Below are 21,013 nucleotides of genomic sequence, written 5' to 3' on the forward strand. Positions count from 1 at the left end.
TGAAGGTCATGCCATGAACGCACGCGACGAAGAACGGGCCGTGCTTGATGCGGCCATGCTGCGCCGCGCCCACGCCAGCGCACTGGAACAGGGCCGCCCGCAGATGGCCGTGCTGCAGGAAACGGCGGCCCTGCCGCCCGAAGTCTTCCTGCGCCAGCTGGCCGCCCTGTTCCGCTATCCTGCGTGGACGATGGCCGAACTGCAGGCCGCCATGCCCGCCTTTGCCCTGCTGCCCTACACGGATTGCGCCCAGCGCGACTGCGTGCTGCTGCAGCCGGGCGCCCCCGGCGCACCGCCCGTGCTTGTCATCGGCAATCCCTTCAGCGAAGACCTGCTGCAGTGGGCCGACTTCGCCCTGTCCACGCCCTTCACCGTGGCGCTGGCCCATCCGGACGACCTGGCCGCCTATTTGCTGCAGCAGGAAAGCGTGCAGCAGGCGATGCAGGAAATACAGCACGGGGGTGACGTTCCAGGACTCGACCAAAGCATCGAAGACATCTCGCTGATCCGCATCAGCGAGGACAGCAGTCCGGTAGTCAAGCTGGTGAACTCCACCATCTACGACGCCCTGAAATTTCAGGCCAGCGACATCCACCTCGAATGCGACGTGGCCAGCCTGGTCATCAAATACCGCGTCGACGGCGTGCTGGTGCAGGCGGGCCAGGTGCAGGGACTGGCGATGGCGGAACAGATCATCTCGCGCATCAAGGTCATGGCCGACCTCGACATCGCCGAGCGCCGCATCCCCCAGGATGGCCGCTTCAAGGTGCGCGTGAAAGGGGCGGAGATCGATTTCCGCGTCTCCATCATGCCCAATATCTTTGGCGAGGACGCCGTGCTGCGCCTGCTGGACCGGCGCGCACTGACGGAGGCGGCGCAGGCGCTGCGCCTGGAAAGCCTGGGCCTGAACGAGGACGCCATCGAACAGATACGGCGCCTGGCCGCCAAGCCGCACGGCATGCTGCTGGTGACGGGCCCCACGGGTTCCGGCAAGACCACCACGCTGTACGCGGCCATCACGGAAATCAATACGGGGCGCGACAAGATCGTCACCATCGAGGACCCCGTCGAATACCGCTTGCCGCGCGTGCTGCAGATCCCCGTCAACGAAAAAAAGGGGCTGACGTTCGCGCGCGGCCTGCGCTCCATCCTGCGCCATGATCCCGACAAGATCATGATCGGCGAAATCCGCGACGACGAGACGGCGCAGATCGCCGTGCAGGCGGCGCTGACGGGCCACCTGGTGTTTACCACCGTGCATGCGAATAACGTCTTTGATGTGGTCGGCCGCTTCCTGCACATGGGCGTCGACGCCTACAGCTTTGCGGCGGCCCTGAACGGCATCGTGGCGCAGCGCCTGCTGCGCCTCAATTGCGCCCATTGCGCCGTCGACGCCAGCGCCGAGGTGCTGGCCGATGCGCAGCAGCTGCGCGACAGCGGCCTGGCCCTGCACCAGGTGCAGGACTGGCAATTCATGGCCGGCAAGGGCTGCGGCCACTGCCGCGGCACCGGCTACAAGGGGCGCAAGGCCGTCGCCGAGGTCCTGATGCTCAGCGATGCGATGCGCGAAATGATCTGCACGCGCGCGCCCCTGAGCCAGATGAAGGAAGAGGCGGCGCGCAACGGTTTTCGCCTGGCGCGCGAAGCGGGCCTGGACCTGGTGCGGCGCGGCGAAACCACTTTAGCGGAGCTCAATCGTGTCACTTATTGAACGCCTTACCCGCGCCACCCTGTGCCTGCACCTGGCGCCGCACGGATTGGACGGCGTGCTGCGCCGCGCCGGCCGTCCCGTAACGGACAGCGCTTTTCACGTGCCCATCCTGAATCCCGACGCCAGCTGGGAAGTGGCGCTGGCCGCCCTGCGCGGCTGGCTCGAACAGCACAATGAAAAAAAACTGCCGCTGGCCGTCAGCCTGGCCAGCCGCTGGTGCGCCATGCTGATGGTGCCGTGGAGCGGCGCCCTGCTCGACCGGGCCAGCGCGCAGCGCTTCCTGCACAGCCAGTTCGCCGCCGTCTACGGCGATAGCGCGCGCACCTGGCGCCTCGCTGCCGACGATGCGCCGTACGGCAAGCCGCGCCTGGCCTGCGGCGTCGATGCGGCCCTGCTGCAAGGGGTGCAGGATGCAGCCGCCGCGCATGGCCGGCGCTGCCTGTCCATCGAACCCATCGTCGGGCCAGCCTGGCGCAGTATCGCCGGCAACAAGCCTGCCGCCTTCGCCCTGGTGGAAGGGGGACGGCTGCTGCTGGCAACGGCAAGCAGCGGGCGCATCACGGGTCTGCATAGCCAGTCTTGCGGCGCCGCCTGGGGCGACGAACTGGATCGGGCGTGGCGGCGCTGGAACTTGCGTGCGCCGCAGCTCGAGGCCATCGAACACGTAGCGCTGCTCGACTTGAGCGGCGTGCCGCAGGATGCGCTGCCGGCGCGCTTTCAGCCCCTCCCCGTGGCCGGCGCCGCCCACCTGATGCGGGAGGCTGCATGGGCCTGAGCCGCCTGGAATTGCTGGCGCCCGGTGCAGTGCAGACATTCAGCGGCTGGCGTCTGGCCCTGTGCCTGGCGGGCGGCTTAATGCTGCTGCCGGCCGCCGTGTACTGGCTGGTGCAGGCGCAGGAAACGCGGCGCCTGGAAGCGCAACTGGCCCAGCTGCAGCCCGCGCATCCCGTGCGCGCCCCCCTCTCGGCGACCCAGCAGCGCGAACGCGACAGCGAACTGAAACAGGTGGCCGTCGCCGTGCGCCAGCTCAACCTGCCCGTCACGCGCCTGGTCAAAACGGTGCAGGCTCCGCGTGACGTGCGCGTGGCTCTGTTGGGGCTGGACCTGAACGCGCAGCAGGGACAGGATGGCGCCAGCGTCCTGAAAATCGCCGCCGAAGCGGAAACGCCACAGGACATGCTCAACTACCTGGCCTTCCTGAACCAGCAGCCCATGTTCAGTTCCGTGTACCTGCTCAAACACGAGATGAATGCGAACGCTCCCGAACACCCGTACCGTTTTCAGCTGGAGGCGCAATGGCGGCAATAAAATCCGTGCTGAAAGCCAGCACGCCCGTGGCGCGTCCGCGCCTGCAACTGCGCCTGCCGCCGCGCCTGCGGTGGGAAGCGCAACGGCTGTGGCGTACTTTGGGCTGGCCCAGCGCCATCGGCGCGGCCTGCCTGGCGCTGGCCGCTTTCGCCATGCAGCAAGGCGATGCGCTGGCCGCGCGCCAGCAGCAACTGGCGACGCAACTGGCCGCTGCGGCCAGACAGTCGGCGCTGCCGCCGGCACCAATCGCGCTCGATGCCGATGCGGACAGCCTGGCCGCTTTCCACGCCTACCTGCCCGCGCACGACAGCATTCCCGAGCAGCTGAAAACCTTGCTGGATGTGGCGCAAAAGAGCGGCGTCACCCTGGCCAAGGCCGACTACAAGCCGCAGGAAGACGGCAACACGGCCTTTTTGCGCTACCAGATCACCCTGCCCGTGAAAGCCGAATACGCGCAGCTGCAAACGTTCATCGTCGACGCCTTGCAGGCGCTGCCCACCCTGACGCTCGACTCCGTGCTGTTCAAGCGAGAGCAGATCGAGGCGGGCGAGATCGACGCGCGTATCCAGTTCATCCTGCTGGTGAAAAAGGCGGAGGTACGCCGATGAAGAAAGTCGTACTGGGAGGCGCCGCCATGGCCACCTTGCTGGCAGCCCTCTTCGCGCCCGAGGATGAAGGCAGCATCGTGGGACCGGCCACGGCCACCACGCGCCAGGTGGAACGGGTGGCGGTCGCGCCTCTCGCTGCAGTCGCCGCGCCGCAAACCGGGCGCGCGCTGGCCATCCATCCGCGCCGTGCGCTTGAGGACGACGAAGCGGCCACCCTGTTCGCCAAGCAAAGCTGGCAGCCCGATACGCCGAAAAAAATCATGCTCGACCAGCAGGCGGCGCAGGCCACGCGCGCTGTCGCCGCCGTCGACGCGAACGCACCGCCGCCACTGCCCTTTCAATTCCTTGGCCGTTTCGTCGACGAAGGCAAGGCTGCCTACTTCCTGCAAGCGGGTGAACGCAACGTGGTGGCGCGCCCCGGCGACACGCTCGAAGAACGCTACCGCTTCGACGGCGTGGTGCAGGGCGCACTGCAATTTACCTATCTGCCGCTCAACCTGAAACAGACACTCGCCGTAGGGGACCTCAATTGAAACGACGCGCCGCACGTATGTCTCGTACTATCATCACCCTGCTCCCGATGCTGTCCCTGCTGGCTGCCTGCGCCGGCAACCAGGCCTACAACGATGGCCAGGCCATGCTGGGCGCGGGCCGCACGGAACAGGGCCTGGCCCTGCTGGAACAGGCGGCGCAAGCCGAGCCGACCAACGCCAAGTACCGCATCGCCGTCACGAACGGCAGGATGCGCGCGCTGAACAGCCTGAACGGCCGCGCCGAAGCGCTGCGCCAGCAAGGCAAGCTACCCGAGGCGCAAGCGCTGTACCAGCAGGCGCTGGCGCTGGACACCAGCAACGACGTGGCGCAGCGGGGCCTGGCCGGCGTGGCGCAGGATGAGCGGCATCGCAAGCTGGTGCAGGAAGCGCAGGCCAGCTACCAGCGCGGCGGCGAAGCGAATGTCGCGCAGGCGCAGGAAGCCTTGCGCCAGGTGCTGCAGGAACGCCCCGCACAGCGCGAGGCACTGGCCCTGAAAAGCCGCATCGGCGACGAGCAGGCGAAGGCGCGGCCGGCCGGCGGCAAGCTGGCGGCCGCCTACCGCAAACCCGTGACCCTGGAATTTCGCGACGCGCCGCTGCGCTCCGTGTTCGATCTTCTCAGCAAGGTGTCGGGCCTGAACTTCGTCTTCGACAAGGAAGTCGACCCGGCCCTGCGCGCCACCATTTCCGTGCGCGACACCAGCATCGAAGAGGCGATCGCCATGCTGCTGGGCGCGAATCAGCTGGAACAAAGCGTCACCAGCGACAAGTCGATCACGATCTACCCGAACACGCCGCAAAAGGTGAAGGATTACCAGCAGCTCGTGGTGCGCACCTTCTTTCTCGCCAATGCGGACGTCAAGACAGTGGCGTTTTCCATCAAGACCCTGCTCAAGGCCAAGGACGTCGTCACGGATGAACGCCTGGGCATCATCATGCTGCGCGATACACCGGAAATGGTGCGCATGGCCGAGCGCATCATCAACGTGCAGGACCTGGCCGACCCGGAAGTGATGCTGGAGGTGGAAGTGCTGGAAGTCAAGCGCACGCGCCTGATGGAACTGGGCGTGCGCTGGCCCGACCAGGCCAGCCTGACACTGGCCGGCGTCGCAGGTAGCACGGGGGGCCTGGGTGGCTTGAAGGTGGCGGACCTGCACCGCATCAATGGCGACAACATCAACCTGGGCATCGGCGGCGTCACCCTGAACGCCAACAAGACGGACAGCGACAGCAATATCCTGGCCAATCCGCGCATCCGCGTGCGCAACAAGGAAAAGGCCAAGATCCTCATCGGCGACCGCGTGCCCGTCATTACCGTCACGACGAATAACGGCGTCAGTTCCGACAGCGTCAACTACATCGATGTGGGCCTGAAGCTCGACGTCGAACCGAACGTCTACCTGGACGACGAAGTGGCCATCAAGATCAACCTGGAAGTGTCGAATGTCGTCAAGGAAGTCATCAGCAAGACGGGCACGCAGGCTTACCAGATCGGCACGCGCAGCGCCTCGACGGTGCTGCGCCTGAAGGATGGCGAGACGCAGGTGCTGGCAGGCCTGATCAGCGACGAAGACCGGGGCACGGCCAACAAGGTGCCGGGCGTGGGCGAACTGCCCGTGCTGAACCGCCTGTTCGGCAGCCAAAAGGACGACGCCATGCGCAGCGAAATCGTGCTGTCGATCACGCCGCGCCTGCTGCGCAGCATCCGCCGCCCGGATCTGATGACGGCCGAATTCAATTCCGGCACCGAAGCATCCGTGGGCGGCCGCGCCAGCGTGGGCGGCAGCCCCGAAGCCGTCGCTGCGCCCGAGCAGGCCGTCCCACGCAGCGGCTCGCCCATGACGGGCGGCGACGAGGCGCCAGCGGCAGGCGACAAGGCCACTGTCAAGGGTGGCCAGTGAGGTGGCCAGTGAAACAGCGGGGCTTTACCTTCATCGAACTGATGATCACCCTGGCGATCATGGCGACCCTGGCCACGGTCGCAGTGCCGATGGCGCAGGTGGCGCAGCAAAGGGCGAAGGAACAGGAGTTGCGCAGCGCCCTGATCGAGATACGCGAAGCGATCGACACCTACAAGCGCGCCTCGGACAATGGCCGCATCAAGCTGTCGCTGGACGCATCCGGCTATCCGAAAAAACTCGAGGAGCTGGTCGAGGGCGTGCCCGACCAACGCAGTCCCTCGAAGCAGAACATCTATTTTTTACGCCGCCTGCCGCGCGACCCGTTCCTGTCCAGGGAAGCCGGCAGCGCGGCCGACAGCTGGAGCAAGCGCGCCTACGCCTCGCCGCCCGACAATCCCAGCGAAGGCGAAGACGTGTTCGACGTCGCTTCGCGCTCGACCAAGGTGGGCCTGAACGGCGTGCCGCTCAAGGAATGGTGATTTCGATGCCCTGCTCCCATCCGCGCCGCGGTTTTACGCTGGTCGAACTGCTGGTGGTACTGGCGATCATCTCGCTGCTGCTGACGATCGCCATTCCCCGCTATTTCGGCTCAGTGGAAAAATCGAAAGAGGTCGCCTTGAAGGAAAACCTGCAGGTGCTCAGGAGCGGCCTGGATAAATACTATGCCGACAAGGGCGAGTATCCGGCCGCACTGACCGACCTGGTGACCCACCATTACTTCCGCAGCGTACCGTTGGACCCCGTCACGGAGTCCGCCGCCACCTGGCAACTGATCCCTTCGCCCAATGGCGAAATCGGCGGCGTGGCGGACGTGCGCAGCGGCGCCAAGGGCAAGACGCGCGAGGGCATCCCCTTTGAGCAGCTCTAGTTTCCAGCGCCGCGCACGGGGTTTCGCGTATATCTGGACCCTGATGCTGGTAGCCTTCATGGGCGTGGGCCTGGTGCTGGCCAGCGAATTGCATGCCACGGCCGCGCGGCGCGACAAGGAGCGCGAGCTGCTGTTCATCGGCCATGAATTCCGCAATGCCCTGGGCCGCTACTACGACAGTACGCCGGCCGACGGGCGGCCCCGCTACCCACTGACCTTGCAGGAACTGCTGCGCGACCCGCGCTTTGCCAACGCCCGGCGGCACTTGCGGCGCCTGTATGCAGACCCCGTCACGGGCAAGGCGGAATGGGGTCTGCTGCGGCAGGAGGGACGCATCGTCGGCATCCATTCGCTGTCGCCGCAGTTCCCCATCAAGCAGGACAATTTTCTCGACGAAGACGCCAGCCTGCGCCGCAAGCAGCGCTACGCGGACTGGCACTTCACGTATCCGCACGACCTGGTGCTGGCACCGCCCGATGCGGCCGGCGGCGCGCCCGGGCTCAAGCCGAAAGGCGCGAACTGATATCATGCCCGCATTCCATATTCAGCATCGAGCAAAGGAGCAGGCATGAGCATAGGTGGCACTTCCATCGAACAGGCATTGGCATCGCTGTCGGACATGACATCCGGCATGGTCGCCATCGGCAAGGACGAACACGCACAACGCATCGCCAAGGCGCAGGCGTTCATGCGCAAGCAGGGCATCGCCGCGATCTACCTGAACGCGGGCGCCAACCTCACCTATTTCACGGGCACCAAATGGTATGCCAGCGAACGCATGGTGGGCGCCATCCTGCCGGCCAGCGGCGACATCGAATACATCGCCCCCGCCTTCGAAGAAAGCACCCTGACGGGCTTCATGGTCATCGAGGGCAAGGTCAATTGCTGGGAAGAGCATGAAAGCCCGTACCAGCTGTTCGTCGACGCGCTGGCGCGCATGGGCATAGCCCAGGATGCGGCCGCGCCGCCGCGCGTGGGCATCTGCGAAAGCGCTGCCTTCTTCATCTACGACGGCATCAAACCGCTGGCCCCCGGCTACGCGCTGGAAAATGCGCGCGCCGTGACGGCATACTGCCGCAGCCGCAAGTCGCCGGCCGAAATCGCCTTGATGCAGCGCGTGATGGACATGACCCTGGCCGTGCACGTAGCCACAGCCAGCATGCTGTATGAAGGCATCACGACGGTGGAAGTGGAAGAATTCATCCAGCGCGCGCACCGCAAGGTGGGCGCGCCCCGCTCGTATTTCTGCATCGTGCTGTTCGGCGAAGCGACGGCCTATCCGCATGGCGTGAACTACGTGCAGACCCTGAAAGCGGGCGACACGGTGCTGATCGACACGGGCTGCCAGGTGATGAACTACATCTCCGACATCACGCGCACCTATGTGTTTGGCACCGTCAGCGAACGCCAGCGCAGCGTGTGGAACAGCGAAAAGGCCGCGCAGGCAGCCGCATTCGCCGCCGCACAGCTGGGCGTACCCTGCGGCGACGTGGACCGCGCCGCGCGCGTCTCGCTGGAAGCGGACGGCTTCGGCCCCGACTACAAGCTGCCCGGTCTGCCGCACCGTACGGGCCACGGCATCGGCCTCGATATCCACGAGTGGCCTTACCTGGTGGGCAATGACACAACGCCGCTGGACGTGGGCATGTGCTTCTCGAACGAGCCGATGATCTGCATCCCCGGCGAATTCGGCATCCGCCACGAAGACCATTTTTACATGACGGAAAACGGCCCGCGCTGGTTCACCGAACCAGCACACAGCATCGACGATCCGTTCGGGCTGAAGGTTTAAGCCGCCTTCGTCAACGCCAGCCACCGTGCCGCTGGCAAGGTGGTCATCGCCGGCGCGCTTCCCTGCGCCAGCTTGAACACAGCCAGCGCCGTGCCCAGTTGCACGGCCTGTTCCTGCAGCGATTCGGCCGCCGCCGATGCCTCTTCCACCAGCGCGGAATTTTGCTGCGTCATTTGATCCATGCTGCCGATGGCCACGCCGATATCGCCGATGCCAGCGCTTTGCGCCTGGCTGGCGGCGCTGATCTCGGCCATGATGTCGGCCACTTTTTTCACGGAATCGACGATCTGGCCCATGGTCAGCCCCGCCTCGTCGACCAGCTTCGAGCCGACATTCACCTTGGCCACCGAATCGCCTATCAATTGCTTGATTTCGCGCGCCGCTGCCGCGCTGCGCTGCGCCAGGTTACGCACTTCGGACGCCACCACGGCAAAGCCACGCCCCTGTTCGCCCGCGCGCGCCGCTTCCACGGCCGCATTCAGGGCCAGGATATTCGTCTGGAAGGCGATGCCGTCAATGACGCCGATGATGTCGACAATGCGTCTGGATGAATCGTTGATCTCGCCCATGGTGGTGACCACCTGGCTGACCACTTGCCCACCCTTCACGGCAACCGACGATGCCGACACCACCAGTTCATGCGCCTGGCCCGCGTTGGCGGCGTTGTCGCGCACGGTGGCGGTCAGGCTGTCCATGCTGCGCGCTGTCTGATCCAGGCTGCCCGCCTGCGATTCCGTGCGCGCGGCCAGGTCCGCATTGCCCTGGGCAATCTCGGCACTGGCCACCTGAATGGTTTCAGCCGACGCCTTGATGTCCGAGACCATGCCACCGAGCTTGGCGCGCATGTCCTTCAGCGCCGCCAGCAAGCTGCCCTGGTCGCCCGCCTCGGTCACGATGTTCATCGAGAGGTCGCCATCGGCCACGGCGCGCGCGATCTGGCGCGCGTATTCGGGTTCACCGCCCAGCTGCTGCCAGATGGCGCGCACGACGAAATGCGACACGGCCACCAGGCAGACGATGACGGCCAGCGCCACGGCGATGCTGGTGTTGAGCGCATTGCGCACATTGGCCGCGCTGCGTTCGATGCCCTGCTTGAACTGTATTTGCGCCTGTTCGTTGGTCTTCGCCATATCCGTGTTGAGCACCGCCAGCGCGCCCTGCATGCGCGCCACAGTCGCTTGCGGGTCGCCCTCCTCCATTTCCAGCATGATGCGCGCCGCGCTCAGCGCCGGCGCATAGTAGGCATCGAATTCCTTGGCCAGACGCTGACCCTGCTCGCGCTGGCCGGGGATCGCCGCAAAATCGCCCAGCTTGGCGCGCAGCTTGACGGCCTGGCCGCCGACTTGGCCGATACGCTCCTTGTCGCCTTCGCTGACGGCGTCGCGCAGGACGTCGCCGACGGCGGCCACGTCCAGGGTCAGCGACTTGGCCATGTCGAGCACGGGATAGTCGGCACTTTCGGTGGCGTGGATGGAATTGAGCGTGGCCGTGGACAGATAGGCGCTGACGGCCAGTCCCAGTCCGAAAATCACGGCCGAGACGACAGGCAGCGCCCATATCTTGCGTTTGATGCTCATTGCTGTCTCCTGATTTTGATGAATGATCGGGCCGCCGCATGACGTGCGGCCCGAGCCGGCTTTATGGCGCCGTCAGCACCACTTTGACGGTGCCGTCGACGGCACTCTTTTCGATATAGCCGATGGCTTTCGGATCGGCTGCAACAGCCTTCTTCACGTCCGCGCTATTGGCCGCTTCCTTCGGCAAGGTCGCCTTGCCCGTGAAGACCAGCTTGGACCACAGGGCCTTCGCCTGCGACGGCTCCTTGTCCGTCACCTTTTTGTAGAACTCGGCGCGTACGGGGGCGCTTTCCGGCTGGTCGATCGGCGTCATGGCCGTCGATTTACCGAGGAAAAACTGCGCCACCTGTTCATTCGTCATGGTACCGGCGGCGCTCTTCGGATTGACCACCACGACCACTTCGGCCCTGGCGGGAACAGCGTTCGACAGCGCCAGCAAGGCAGCCACATACAAGATCAATGGTTTCATGCGGCGCTCCTTAGAAAACGAAATCGATGGCGGCGGCAGCCACCGTGACGGGACCGTGGAAACCGGGCTTGGCTTGCACGAACAGGCCGGGGCCATTCTTCGGCTTGATGCGGTCGATCTGTACCTTCAGCGCGGCCGAACGGTGGAAGTCCCAGCGCACGCCGATGCTGTCCGTCGACTGCTCCAGCTGATTACGCATATACGCGAGGGTGTCGACGCCGGCCGACAGGGCGCGCAACGTCAGCGTGCAGGCTGCCGGATACCCGGCAGGGCAGGATGCGGGCACGGTGTTGTTCACGCGGCCATCGGCCTTCAGGCTGGCGTGGCTGTAGTACGGCAGGAAGGCGCCGATGCGATAGCCGCCCATCACGTACCACGAAGTGCTGTCGCTGACATAGCTGTCCGTCTTGCGCTTCGCATATTCGGACTGCACCAGGACATTGTTCCAGTCCAGGCCCAGGCCCACGGACGTGAATGACGCCTTCTTGTCCTTGACTTCCAGCGCATCGGCCAGGGCACCCAGCTGGGCGATCCGGTAGCCGCTGCCGGCCGCGCGCAAGCTGCCCATCAAGGTGTTCAGGCTGGGCGAATCGTTGATCGTCAACTTGGTTTCGGCACGGCCGAAGCGCACGGTGACGGGGCCATGCTCGGCCACCACGTTGAGGGCGACGATGGACTTGCCTTCCACCTGCACGGTCGAATCGGGACCCGTGGCCAGGGTGGCCTTGGTGCGGCCCAGCGCCAGCTGCGTGGTGATGCTGGTATCGCCCGCGCTGAACTGATAGGTACCGTCGACGCCATCGATGCTGTTCAGGGGAACCTGCGAATACATTTCGCCGGGCGGGCGCAGCATGGTGTTGGCATAGCCCACGTTGCGATAATCGGAAATCATGAAGACCGGCAGACCCATGCGACCGACGCGCACGCTGAAGCTGTCCGACACCTTCGCCTTGGCAAAGGCCCAGGCCAGTTCGGCGCCGAAATCGTCCTCGCCATCCTTGCGCGCCAGGCCCTGCACGGTGGCCGACAACCAGGGATTGACGGTGACATTGGCTTGCAGTCCCAGGTTGGAATCGACACCCGTGCGGGCCGTGCGGCCAGCGCCGGCAGCCTGATTCGGGCGCGCAAACTGCGCGTTGTCGGTATCGGCCATGGTCAGGGCAGCAGTGCCGTAACCGCTGATCTTGACTGCGGGACCGGTGACCTCTTCGGCATAGGCATGGCTGATGGCCAAGGGCATGGCCAGCAGGAAAATCAGGACGTGTTTATTCATAGTAATTAAATACCCGTAGCGGTGAACGTTAATCGTGGAATGGGACTCGCGGTCGATGGCTCACCGGCCGTAAAAGGCCGGGTCCGTTTTTTTCGCGCCGCCATCGCATCGTTGAGCGTGTTTGGCGGCGTGACCAGTGAGTAAAACCATGCTACAGAGAAAAGGTTTTACGTTGGAAAGTTTTCTTGAAGCAATGAGCGAATTCGCCCGTTTTCAAGGAAAAAGCATGCGTTCTAGAGGTTTTTATCTAAATAGCACGCTGTGCAAAACCACACTTAGGCTATATTTTTCATACACTTATGGATAATTCAAGAGGAAAATAATCCGACTAAAAAAAACGCCACCCACACGAAAATCGCGGGTGGCGCCGGTCAATGCCGTACTGCAGAAACGCTTACTCGCGCTTCGATACCAGGGTCAGAATATCGTAGCTGGCCACCAGTTCTTCGTTCTGGTTCGTCACCTGCACGTCCCACGCCACCACACCCTGTCCCACGCCAAACACGTCCTTGCGGTTGCGGTCGACCTTGCGCTTACACGTCAGGCGGGCGCGGATGGTGTCGCCAATCGCCACCGGCGCGACGAAACGCAGGTTGTCCAGGCCATAATTGGCCAGCACGGGGCCGACGCCGGGCGAGACGAACAGGCCCGCAGCGGCCGACAGCACGAAGTAGCCATGGGCGATGCGCTTGCCGAACTGCGACTCCTTGGCGGCGATTTCGTCGAAGTGCATGTAGAAGAAGTCGCCCGAGATGCCGCCGAAGGCGACGATGTCCGCTTCACTGACGGTGCGGCGATGCGTGAGCAGCGAGTCGCCCGTCTTCAAGTCCTCGAAGTGCTTGCGGAACGGGTGGATCGGGCTTTCGTTGACGTCCGCGCCACGCACGTATTCACCGGTGATGGCCGCCAGCATGGTCGGCGAGCCTTGCACGGCCGCCCGTTGCAGGTAGTGGCGCACGGCGCGCACGCCGCCCAGCTCCTCGCCGCCGCCCGCGCGGCCAGGGCCGCCGTGCTTCAGCTGCGGCAGGGGCGAGCCATGGCCCGTCGAATCGACGGACGCCACACGCTCGAGCACGTGCACGCGGCCATGCGTGGCCGCCACTTGCGGCACCACGCGCGCGGCGATCTTCGGATCGCGCGTCACCAGAGTGCTCACCAGGCTACCCTTGCCGCGTGCGGCCAGGGCCAGCGCCTCGTCGATGTCCTTGTAGCCCATCATGGTGCTGACGGGGCCGAACGCTTCCACGTCATGCACAGCGTCGTTACCGAAGGCGTCGCGGCACAGCAGCAGGGTCGGCGAGAAGAAGCTGCCATCTTGGGCACCATCGCCCACGGGATTGAAACCGTCGGCCGCGCCGAACACCACCTCGTTGCCCTGCGACAGGGTGGCGACACGCTCGGCCACATCATTCTGCTGCTCTTTCGATGCCAGCGCGCCCATGCGCACACCGTCGATGGACGGGTCGCCCACCACCACCTTGGCCAGGCGCTCGCGCAAGCGCGTGCCGACGGCGTCCATCAGGTGCTCGGGCACGATGATACGGCGGATGGCCGTGCACTTCTGGCCCGACTTGCCCGTCATCTCGCGCACGACTTCCTTGACGAACAGGTCGAATTCCACGTCGTCCGGCGTGACGTCCGGCGCCAGGATGGCGCAGTTGAGCGAATCGGCCTCGCCGTTGAACGGCACGGACTGGGCGATCAGGTTCGGATTCGTGCGCAGCTTGGCGGCCGTGGCGGCCGATCCCGTGAAGGTGACGAAATCCTGGCCATTCAAGCGGTCCAGCAAGTCGCCCGTGGAACCGATCACCAATTGCAGGCTGCCAGCCGGCAGCAAGCCCGATTCGTGCATCATGCGCACGACGGCCTGCGTCAGGTAGCTCGTCGCCGTGGCCGGCTTGGCGATGCAGGGCATGGCCGCCAGGAAGCTCGGGGCGAATTTTTCCAGCAAGCCCCAGATAGGGAAGTTGAAGGCGTTGATGTGCACGGCCAGGCCGCCGCGCGGCACCAGGATGTGCGTACCGGCGAAACCACCCTTCTTGCCCAGCGCGATAGCCGGGCCTTCGTGCAGCACGTTCGACGACGGCAGCTCGTTGCTGCCCATGCTGGCGTAGGCGAACAGGGTGCCCGTTCCGCCTTCGATATCGACCCAGCTGTCGGCGCGCGTGGCGCCCGACAGGTGCGAGATCGCGTACAGTTCTTCCTTGCGCTCGACCAGGTACAGCGCCAGTGCCTTCAGGCGGGCGGCGCGCTGCTGGAAGTCCAGCGCCATCAGACCGGGCACACCCGACTTGCGCGCATACGTGACGGCTTCGTCGAAATCGATCTTTTCCGCATGCGTGTGATAGATGACGCGGTTGTTCAAGGCGCTGTGCAGGGGCACGGCGGCGCTTTCGCCCAGCCAGCGGCCGGCGATCAGGCTTTGCAGGGTGGATATGTGAGCCATGTGGTTTACTCCTATGTTGGTTTACTGCGTGCTTACTGCGCTGCGGCGTTCTTGTGCAAATGCAGCGGCAAGGCCGATTCGAAATTCAGGCGTTGGCGGTTCGCCTCGACTTCCGTCAGGGCTTCCACTTCACGCATTGTCTGCATCGAGCGCACGGCCAGCTCGTGGTACTGGCCCGTGCCCGAGCTTTTCCATTTGATTTCATCGTCGGTCAGCGCGCGGATGATCTTGGCGGGCGTGCCCACCACCATGCTGCGCGGCGCGACGATCATGCCAGCCTTCACAAAACTCATGGCCGCGACGATGGATTCCTCACCGATGATGGCGTTATCCATCACCACGGCGTTCATGCCGACGAGCGCATTGCGGCCGATGCGGCAGCCGTGCAGCACGGCGCCATGGCCGATATGGCCATCGACTTCGACCACCGTGTCGCAGCCGGGAAAGCCGTGCATGACGCAGGTATCCTGCAGATTCGCGCCCTCTTCCAGGATCAAGCGGCCGAAGTCGCCGCGGATCGAGGCCAGCGGACCGATGTAGCAGCGCGGACCGACGATCACGTCGCCGATCAGCACCGCGCTCGGGTGCACATAGGCGCTGGGATGGACGACGGGGGTGACGCCGTTGATTTCATACACTTTGACCATACAGACTCCTTACATGCCCAGATAGGCGCTTTGTACCTGCTCGTTATGCAGCAATTCGGGACCGGGGCCGGACAAGGTGATGGCGCCCGTCTCGATCACATAGCCCACGTCAGCGATCGACAGGGCGGCATGCGCATTCTGCTCGACGAGGAAGATGGTAATGCCCTGGTCGCGCAGTTCGGCCACGATGCGGAAGATTTCCGCGATCAGCAAAGGCGCCAGGCCCATGCTCGGTTCGTCGAGCAACAGCAGTTGCGGGCGGCCCATCAGCGCGCGCGCCATGGCCAGCATCTGCTGCTGTCCGCCGGAGAGCGTCCCGGCCAGCAGCAAGCGCTTTTCCTTCAGAATCGGGAACAGGCCGTACATGCGCTCCATGTCGCCCGCCACGTCCTGCGGGGGGCGCGTGAAGGCGCCCAGGCGCAGATTGTCTTCCACCGTCATTGGGCCGAACACTTGCCGTCCTTCCGGCACCTGGCAGATACCGCTGCGCACGCGCTTGTCGGCGCTCATGCGGCTGACGTCCTGGCCGGCGAAGACGATGCTGCCGGCGCTGATCGGCTGCACGCCGGAGATGGCACGCAGCAGGGTCGTCTTGCCGGCGCCATTGGCGCCCACCAGCGCCACCAGCTGGCCCTGGCGTACCTGCAGGTCGATGCCGTGCAGGGCCTGGATGCGGCCGTAATGGCTAGTCAGCCCTTTGATATCGAGTACCAGCGGAGCCTGAATTTCATTTTGCATCATGCCGCCACTCCCAGATATGCCGCCACCACGTCGGGATTGGCGCGCACTTCGGCGGCAGTCCCTTCGGCCAGCTTCTTGCCATAGTCGAGCACCAGGATATGGTCCGACAGGTTCATCACCAGTTTCATGTCATGCTCGACCAGCACCACCGTTACGCCGGACTGCGCCACCTTGCGTATCAAGGCTTCGATTTCGCCCGTTTCCGTGTGGTTCAGGCCCGCGGCCGGTTCATCGAGCAGCAGCACCTTCGGCTTGGCGGCCAGCGCGCGGGCGATTTCCAGGCGTTTCAAGGCGCCATACGACATCTGCCCCGCCTCGTCGTCGATATGCCGGCCCACGCCGACAAACTCCATCAGGCCGGCCGCCTCGTCGCGGCAAGCCGCATCCGCGCGGCGCACGGACGGCAGGCGCAGCATGGAGGCGAACAGGTTCTGGTTCAGGCGCAAATGCGCACCCACCATCACATTGTCGATGGCCGTCATGTTCATGCACACTTGCAGATTCTGGAAGGTGCGGCTCATGCCGCGCCGCGCCAGCGCATCGGGCGGCATGGCGGCCACGTTTTCGCCATTGAGCAGGATCTCGCCTTTGGTGGGCGTGTAGACCCCCGTGATCAGGTTGAACAGGGTCGTCTTGCCGGCGCCATTCGGCCCGATCACGGAGTGGATATTACCTTCCTTGACAGTGAAGCTCACGTCCTGCACCGCGTGCACGCCGCCAAAGCTCTTGCTCAGATTGTTAATCGTCAGCATCTCACACCTCCTGCGCGGATTTGACGGGCGCCTTCGGCACGGCTGCCCGCTTGCGCGAACGGCTGGCCAGGCTGGGTACCAGGCCTTTTGGCATGAAGATCATGGTCGCCATCAGGATCACGCCAAACACCACCGTTTCCCAGCCTTCAAAACTGGACAGCAATTGCGGCAAGATGGTCAGCAACGCTGCGCCGATGATGGAACCGAAGATCGACGCCATGCCGCCCACCACTACCATCGTCACCAGTTCGATCGAGTGGAAAAAACCGGCCAGGTTGGGCGTGATGAAACCGATGTAGTGGGCGCTGATGCTGCCCGCGATGCTGGCAATCACCGCCGACAGCACGAACACGCGCACCTTGAAGCGCGTCGTGTCGACGCCGACCACACGGGCCGCCACTTCCGAGCCGTGAATGGCCTGCAGCGCGCGGCCGACGGGCGAATCGATCAGGTTCAGGGCCAGCCATGTGACCAGCAACAGGAGTACGGCACACACCAGGTACCACGATTTCTCGCCGGCGATTTCCAAGCCGGCCACCGTGAAGGCGGACACGCCGATGCCGTCCGGCCCCCCCGTCCACTGCGTCTCGTTGTTGATGACGATGGAAATGATGATGCCCAGGCCCAGCGTCGCCATGGCCAGGGTATGACCCTTGAGTTTCAACACGGGGCGCGCCAGCAACAGCGCCAGCAGGCCGGTGGCGACGGCGCCCGCCGCCAGCGCGGCCAGCGGCGGCCAGCCGTAGTGGGTGGTCAGCACGGCCGACGCATACGCGCCCAGGCCATAGAAACCGGCATGACCGAGGCTGATCTGGCCAGTGTAGCCCATCAGCAGATTCAGGCCGATGACGACGATGGCGTTCAGGGCGATGCGGATCGCCACGTCATAGTAGAACGCGTTAGTCAGGAACAGAGGCAGGATGGCCAGCACCAGGGCCAGCAACAACAAGCCGCCGTGGCGCGAGCGTGTGAAAAAGTTGGTCATACACGCTCCGAATTTTTAGCGCCAAACAAGCCTTGCGGCAGGAAGAACAGGATCAATAAAATCAGCACGAAGGGCACCGCATCCTTGTAGGCCGACGAGATGTAGCCGGCCGTCATGGCTTCGGCGATGCCGAGGATCAGGCCACCGGCGATCGCGCCCGCGCCGCCGCCCAGGCCACCGAGGACAGCGGCGACAAAGCCTTTCAGGCCCAGCATGATGCCAGCGTCATATGAGGTGTAGGTGATCGGTGCAACGAGGATGCCGCCGGCAGCTCCCAGCAGGGCCGACAGGCCGAACGAGAACAGCAGCACCTTGCGCGTGTTGATGCCCACCAGTTGTGCCGCCAGCTTGTTGTGCGAGGTGGCCAGCATGGCCTTGCCCATCAGGGTGCGGCCAAAAAACCAGCCCAGCACCAGCACGATGACCACCGTGACGCCCAGCACCCACAGGCTTTGCGGCAGCAGGCTGGCGCCCAGGAATTCGATCGGCGCATCGCCGGAAAACGCCGGCAGCGAGTGCGTATCCTTGCCCAGCCAGATTTGCACCAGGCCGCGCAGCACGAGGGAGGCGCCGATGGTGATGATCAGGAGCGTGATGACCTGTGCATTTTGCGCCGGTTCGATCACGGTTTTTTCCATCAACAGGCCAACGATACCGGTGGCGACGACGGCCAGGATGATGGCCAGCGGCAGCGGCACGCCGGCGGCCGACATCACGGCAGCCAGCATCCCGCCCAGCATGATGAATTCGCCCTGGGCGAAATTGATCACGCCGCTGGTGTTGTAGATGATGGTGAAGCCCAGCGCCGCCAGCGCATAGGCGGAACCGACCGTCATCCCGGAATACAGAAATTGTAGAAATTGAGCGACTTCCATGGTGTCTCCATTATGTTCGGCTGCGCGCGAACCGCCTTCAAGGGCGGCCCGCGCGGGTACTTCCGGCTTACCTTCTCGAACTTATTTAGACAATTGCCATTCGCCGTTCTTCACTTCGACCATGCGGAAGGCCGACAGGTCCAGGCCCATGTGGTCTTTGGCCGACATGTTGAAGACACCGGTGGTGCCGACAAAACCCTTGGTCGATTCCAGCGCCGTGCGCACTTTTTCGCGGTCCGTGCCGCCGGCGCGCTTGATGGCGTCGACCGACAGGTTCAGGGCGTCGAGCGCATAGCCGCCAAAGGTCGACGGGTCGATCTTGTAGCGGTCTTTATACGTCTTGTCGTAGCCGACGACGACGGCTTTTTGCGCGTCGCTGTCCGGCAGCATGGCGCCGATCAGCAGGGCCGGCGTTGGCAGGCGCACGCCTTCGGCGGCCTTGCCCGACAGTTTCAGGTATTCGTCCGACGCCACGCCGTGCGACTGGTACAGCGGCAGTGCAGCCATGCCCAGTTGGCCATAATTTTTGGTAACCACGGCAGGACCCTGGCCCAGGCCGAACACGAATACGGCTTGCACGCCGGCGGTGTTCTTGATGCGGGTCAGCTGCGCCGTGATATCCGTGTCTTTCGGGCCGTAGGTTTCATCGGCCACCAGGGTGATGCCGTATTTGGAGGCGACGATCTGCGATTCCTTGCGGCCCGAGGCGCCAAAGCCGCTCGTTTCCGACAGCAGGCCCACTTTGCTGATGCCGCGCTTCTTCATGTCCTCGAACACCTTCTCGGCCGCCATGCGGTCCGTGTGCGGCGTCTTGAACACCCATTTCTTGACCGGATCGATGATGACAACGGCACCGGCCAGCGAAATGAACGGCATGCTGGCGCGATCCACCAGCGGCGCCATCGCCATCGTCGCGCCCGTGGTGGTGCCGCCGATCAACACGTCGACCTTGTCCGACTCGATCAGGCGCTTGGTAAAACCGTTGGCCTTGGCCGCGTCGCTGCCGTCATCGTAGTGCACCAGTTCCAGCTTGCGTCCCAGCACGCCGCCGGCCGCGTTGATCTTCTCGATGTACAGCTGCAGGGTTTTCAGTTCCGGGTCGCCCAGGAAGGCGGCTGGACCCGTGACGGACAGCACGGAGCCGATCTTGATGTTATCGGCCGCATACGCGCCCGCGGCGGACATGGCCAGCACGCCGGCGATCAGGGTTTTCTTGAAGATATTGGCAATCATTGTGGTCTCCACCAGGTTGGCACTACGGTCAATGTATGGTTGGCGCTTTTTTGCAAGCCTGCGCCTTTTTTGTTTTTACTTTTTATACGCGCTCAATTACTACAGCAATACCCTGCCCCACGCCGATGCACATGGTGCACAGCGCATAGCGCCCGCCCGTGCGTTCCAGCTGGTTCAGCGCGGCCATCACCAGGCGCGCGCCCGATGCGCCCAGCGGGTGGCCGATGGCGATCGCGCCGCCATTCGGGTTCACGTGGGCTGCGTCGTCCGCCAGGCCCAGGTCGCGCGTCACCGCCAGCGCCTGCGCGGCAAACGCTTCATTGAGTTCGATCACGTCCATCTGCTCGATGCTCAATCCCGTTTGCGCCAGAACCTTGCGCGACGCGGGCGAGGGACCGAAGCCCATGATGCGCGGCGCCAGGCCGGCCGTGGCCATGCCCAGCACCTTTGCGCGCGGCGTCAGTTTGTATTTTTCGACGGCGGCGGCGGACGCCAGCAGGATGGCGCAAGCGCCGTCGTTCAAGCCCGAGGCATTGCCGGCCGTGACAGTGCCATCCGCTTTCACCACGCCCTTGAGCTTTGCCAGCATTTCCAGCGAGGTGTCGGGACGCGGATGTTCGTCGCTGGTGACCATCTTTGGATCACCCTTCTTTTGCGGCACGGCGACGGGCACGATTTCACGCTCGAACACGCCTGCCGCGTGGGCGGCGGCCCAGCGCTGCTGGCTGCGCAGGGCCAGTGCATCCTGGTCGGCGCGGCTGATGCCAAATTCCACGGCCACGTTTTCCGCCGTTTCCGGCATGGTGTCGATGCCGTACTGCGCCTTCATCTTGCCGTTCACAAAACGCCAGCCCAGGGTCGTGTCTTCGATTTTCGCCGCGCGCGAAAAAGCGCTGTCGGCCTTGCCCATCACGAAAGGCGCGCGCGTCATGCTTTCCACGCCACCGGCGATGATCAGTTCCGCCTCACCCGCCTTGATGGAGCGGGCAGCCATGCCGACGGCGTCCAGGCTGGAACCGCACAGGCGGTTGATGGTATTGGCGGGTACTGCCGCCGGCAAACCGGCCAGCAGCGCAGCCATGCGGCCCACGTTGCGGTTGTCTTCGCCCGCCTGATTGGCGCAGCCGTAGAACACGTCGTCGATGGCGGCCCAGTCGACGGATGGGTTGCGGGCGATCAGCGCGGCAATCGGCAGCGCACCCAGGTCGTCCGCGCGCACGCTGGACAGCGCGCCACCATAGCGGCCAAAAGGAGTGCGTACGGCGTCACAGATAAAAGCGTCGTTCATGTCTGG

21 protein-coding genes are annotated in these 21,013 nt (G+C 64.4%); 10 read left to right on the plus strand and 11 right to left on the minus strand.

What is annotated here, in order from left to right; translation table 11 throughout:
* Positions 1–13: 13 nt before the first annotated feature.
* The 10 genes from O3300_RS21475 to O3300_RS21520 are packed head-to-tail and all read left to right on the plus strand — an operon-like array spanning position 14 to position 8,721.
* Positions 14–1,711 carry a GspE/PulE family protein gene (locus tag O3300_RS21475; protein WP_305054056.1) on the plus strand — a complete coding sequence of 566 codons (1,698 nt, stop codon included), beginning with the start codon at positions 14–16 and terminating at the stop codon, positions 1,709–1,711.
* On the plus strand, positions 1,698–2,486 hold the full coding sequence (locus O3300_RS21480) for a hypothetical protein (protein WP_305054057.1): 789 nt from the start codon (positions 1,698–1,700) through the stop codon (positions 2,484–2,486). Before O3300_RS21475 ends, O3300_RS21480 begins: the two co-directional genes overlap by 14 nt.
* The gene (locus tag O3300_RS21485) at positions 2,477–3,019 is read left to right on the plus strand and encodes a hypothetical protein (protein WP_305054058.1); all 543 of its coding nucleotides are present in this window, start codon (positions 2,477–2,479) and stop codon (positions 3,017–3,019) included. The genes O3300_RS21480 and O3300_RS21485 overlap by 10 nt, the downstream gene beginning before the upstream one ends.
* Complete coding sequence (gene pilO / locus O3300_RS21490; RefSeq protein WP_305054059.1) at positions 3,007–3,627, plus strand: type 4a pilus biogenesis protein PilO; 621 nt, start codon at positions 3,007–3,009, stop codon at positions 3,625–3,627. Before O3300_RS21485 ends, pilO begins: the two co-directional genes overlap by 13 nt.
* Positions 3,624–4,160 carry a hypothetical protein gene (locus O3300_RS21495; protein WP_305054060.1) on the plus strand — a complete coding sequence of 179 codons (537 nt, stop codon included), beginning with the start codon at positions 3,624–3,626 and terminating at the stop codon, positions 4,158–4,160. The genes pilO and O3300_RS21495 overlap by 4 nt, the downstream gene beginning before the upstream one ends.
* Before the next feature lie 17 nt (positions 4,161–4,177).
* Complete coding sequence (locus O3300_RS21500) at positions 4,178–6,061, plus strand: secretin and TonB N-terminal domain-containing protein (RefSeq protein ID WP_305054061.1); 1,884 nt, start codon at positions 4,178–4,180, stop codon at positions 6,059–6,061.
* Positions 6,062–6,069: 8 nt separating this feature from the next.
* Positions 6,070–6,540, plus strand: a complete 471-nt coding sequence (locus tag O3300_RS21505; RefSeq protein WP_305054062.1) for a type II secretion system protein — start codon at positions 6,070–6,072, stop codon at positions 6,538–6,540.
* Between the two features lie 5 nt (positions 6,541–6,545).
* Positions 6,546–6,929, plus strand: coding sequence for a type II secretion system protein (locus O3300_RS21510; RefSeq protein WP_305054063.1), 384 nt, complete (start codon positions 6,546–6,548; stop codon positions 6,927–6,929).
* Entirely contained in the window at positions 6,916–7,452 is a 537-nt protein-coding gene (locus O3300_RS21515; RefSeq protein WP_305054064.1) for a type II secretion system protein, read from the plus strand. Before O3300_RS21510 ends, O3300_RS21515 begins: the two co-directional genes overlap by 14 nt.
* Before the next feature lie 45 nt (positions 7,453–7,497).
* Positions 7,498–8,721: a Xaa-Pro peptidase family protein gene (locus O3300_RS21520; RefSeq protein WP_305054065.1), complete on the plus strand. Its 1,224-nt coding sequence runs from the start codon at positions 7,498–7,500 to the stop codon at positions 8,719–8,721.
* On the opposite strand, the gene O3300_RS21525 is transcribed toward O3300_RS21520, so the two are convergent.
* The 11 genes from O3300_RS21525 to pcaF form a co-directional block, all read right to left on the minus strand.
* Positions 8,718–10,298 (minus strand): methyl-accepting chemotaxis protein, encoded by a 1,581-nt coding sequence (locus O3300_RS21525; protein WP_305054066.1) that lies wholly within the window; start codon positions 10,296–10,298, stop codon positions 8,718–8,720. The genes O3300_RS21520 and O3300_RS21525 overlap by 4 nt on opposite strands.
* A 61-nt stretch (positions 10,299–10,359) precedes the next feature.
* Entirely contained in the window at positions 10,360–10,767 is a 408-nt protein-coding gene (locus tag O3300_RS21530) for a hypothetical protein (RefSeq protein ID WP_305054067.1), read from the minus strand.
* A 10-nt stretch (positions 10,768–10,777) separates the two neighbouring features.
* Entirely contained in the window at positions 10,778–12,040 is a 1,263-nt protein-coding gene (locus tag O3300_RS21535; RefSeq protein WP_099666452.1) for a hypothetical protein, read from the minus strand.
* Between the two features lie 394 nt (positions 12,041–12,434).
* Positions 12,435–14,486: a phenylacetic acid degradation bifunctional protein PaaZ gene (gene paaZ, locus O3300_RS21540; RefSeq protein WP_305054068.1), complete on the minus strand. Its 2,052-nt coding sequence runs from the start codon at positions 14,484–14,486 to the stop codon at positions 12,435–12,437.
* Between the two features lie 32 nt (positions 14,487–14,518).
* Positions 14,519–15,133, minus strand: coding sequence for a phenylacetic acid degradation protein PaaY (gene paaY, locus O3300_RS21545; protein WP_077408581.1), 615 nt, complete (start codon positions 15,131–15,133; stop codon positions 14,519–14,521).
* Between the two features lie 9 nt (positions 15,134–15,142).
* On the minus strand, positions 15,143–15,871 hold the full coding sequence (locus O3300_RS21550; protein WP_305054256.1) for an ABC transporter ATP-binding protein: 729 nt from the start codon (positions 15,869–15,871) through the stop codon (positions 15,143–15,145).
* On the minus strand, positions 15,871–16,626 hold the full coding sequence (locus tag O3300_RS21555) for an ABC transporter ATP-binding protein (protein WP_305054069.1): 756 nt from the start codon (positions 16,624–16,626) through the stop codon (positions 15,871–15,873). The genes O3300_RS21550 and O3300_RS21555 overlap by 1 nt, the downstream gene beginning before the upstream one ends.
* Position 16,627: 1 nt before the next feature.
* Positions 16,628–17,611 carry a branched-chain amino acid ABC transporter permease gene (locus O3300_RS21560; protein WP_251350205.1) on the minus strand — a complete coding sequence of 328 codons (984 nt, stop codon included), beginning with the start codon at positions 17,609–17,611 and terminating at the stop codon, positions 16,628–16,630.
* The gene (locus O3300_RS21565) at positions 17,608–18,486 is read right to left on the minus strand and encodes a branched-chain amino acid ABC transporter permease (protein WP_230538975.1); all 879 of its coding nucleotides are present in this window, start codon (positions 18,484–18,486) and stop codon (positions 17,608–17,610) included. Before O3300_RS21565 ends, O3300_RS21560 begins: the two co-directional genes overlap by 4 nt.
* Positions 18,487–18,567: 81 nt before the next feature.
* Positions 18,568–19,719 (minus strand): ABC transporter substrate-binding protein, encoded by a 1,152-nt coding sequence (locus O3300_RS21570; RefSeq protein ID WP_305054070.1) that lies wholly within the window; start codon positions 19,717–19,719, stop codon positions 18,568–18,570.
* 82 nt (positions 19,720–19,801) lie between these two features.
* On the minus strand, positions 19,802–21,007 hold the full coding sequence (gene pcaF / locus O3300_RS21575) for a 3-oxoadipyl-CoA thiolase (RefSeq protein ID WP_305054071.1): 1,206 nt from the start codon (positions 21,005–21,007) through the stop codon (positions 19,802–19,804).
* Between the last annotated feature and the right edge of the window lie 6 nt (positions 21,008–21,013).

It is taken from the genome of Janthinobacterium sp. SUN206 (genome assembly GCF_030587305.1).
GTDB classification, from domain to species: domain Bacteria; phylum Pseudomonadota; class Gammaproteobacteria; order Burkholderiales; family Burkholderiaceae_D; genus Janthinobacterium; species Janthinobacterium kumbetense.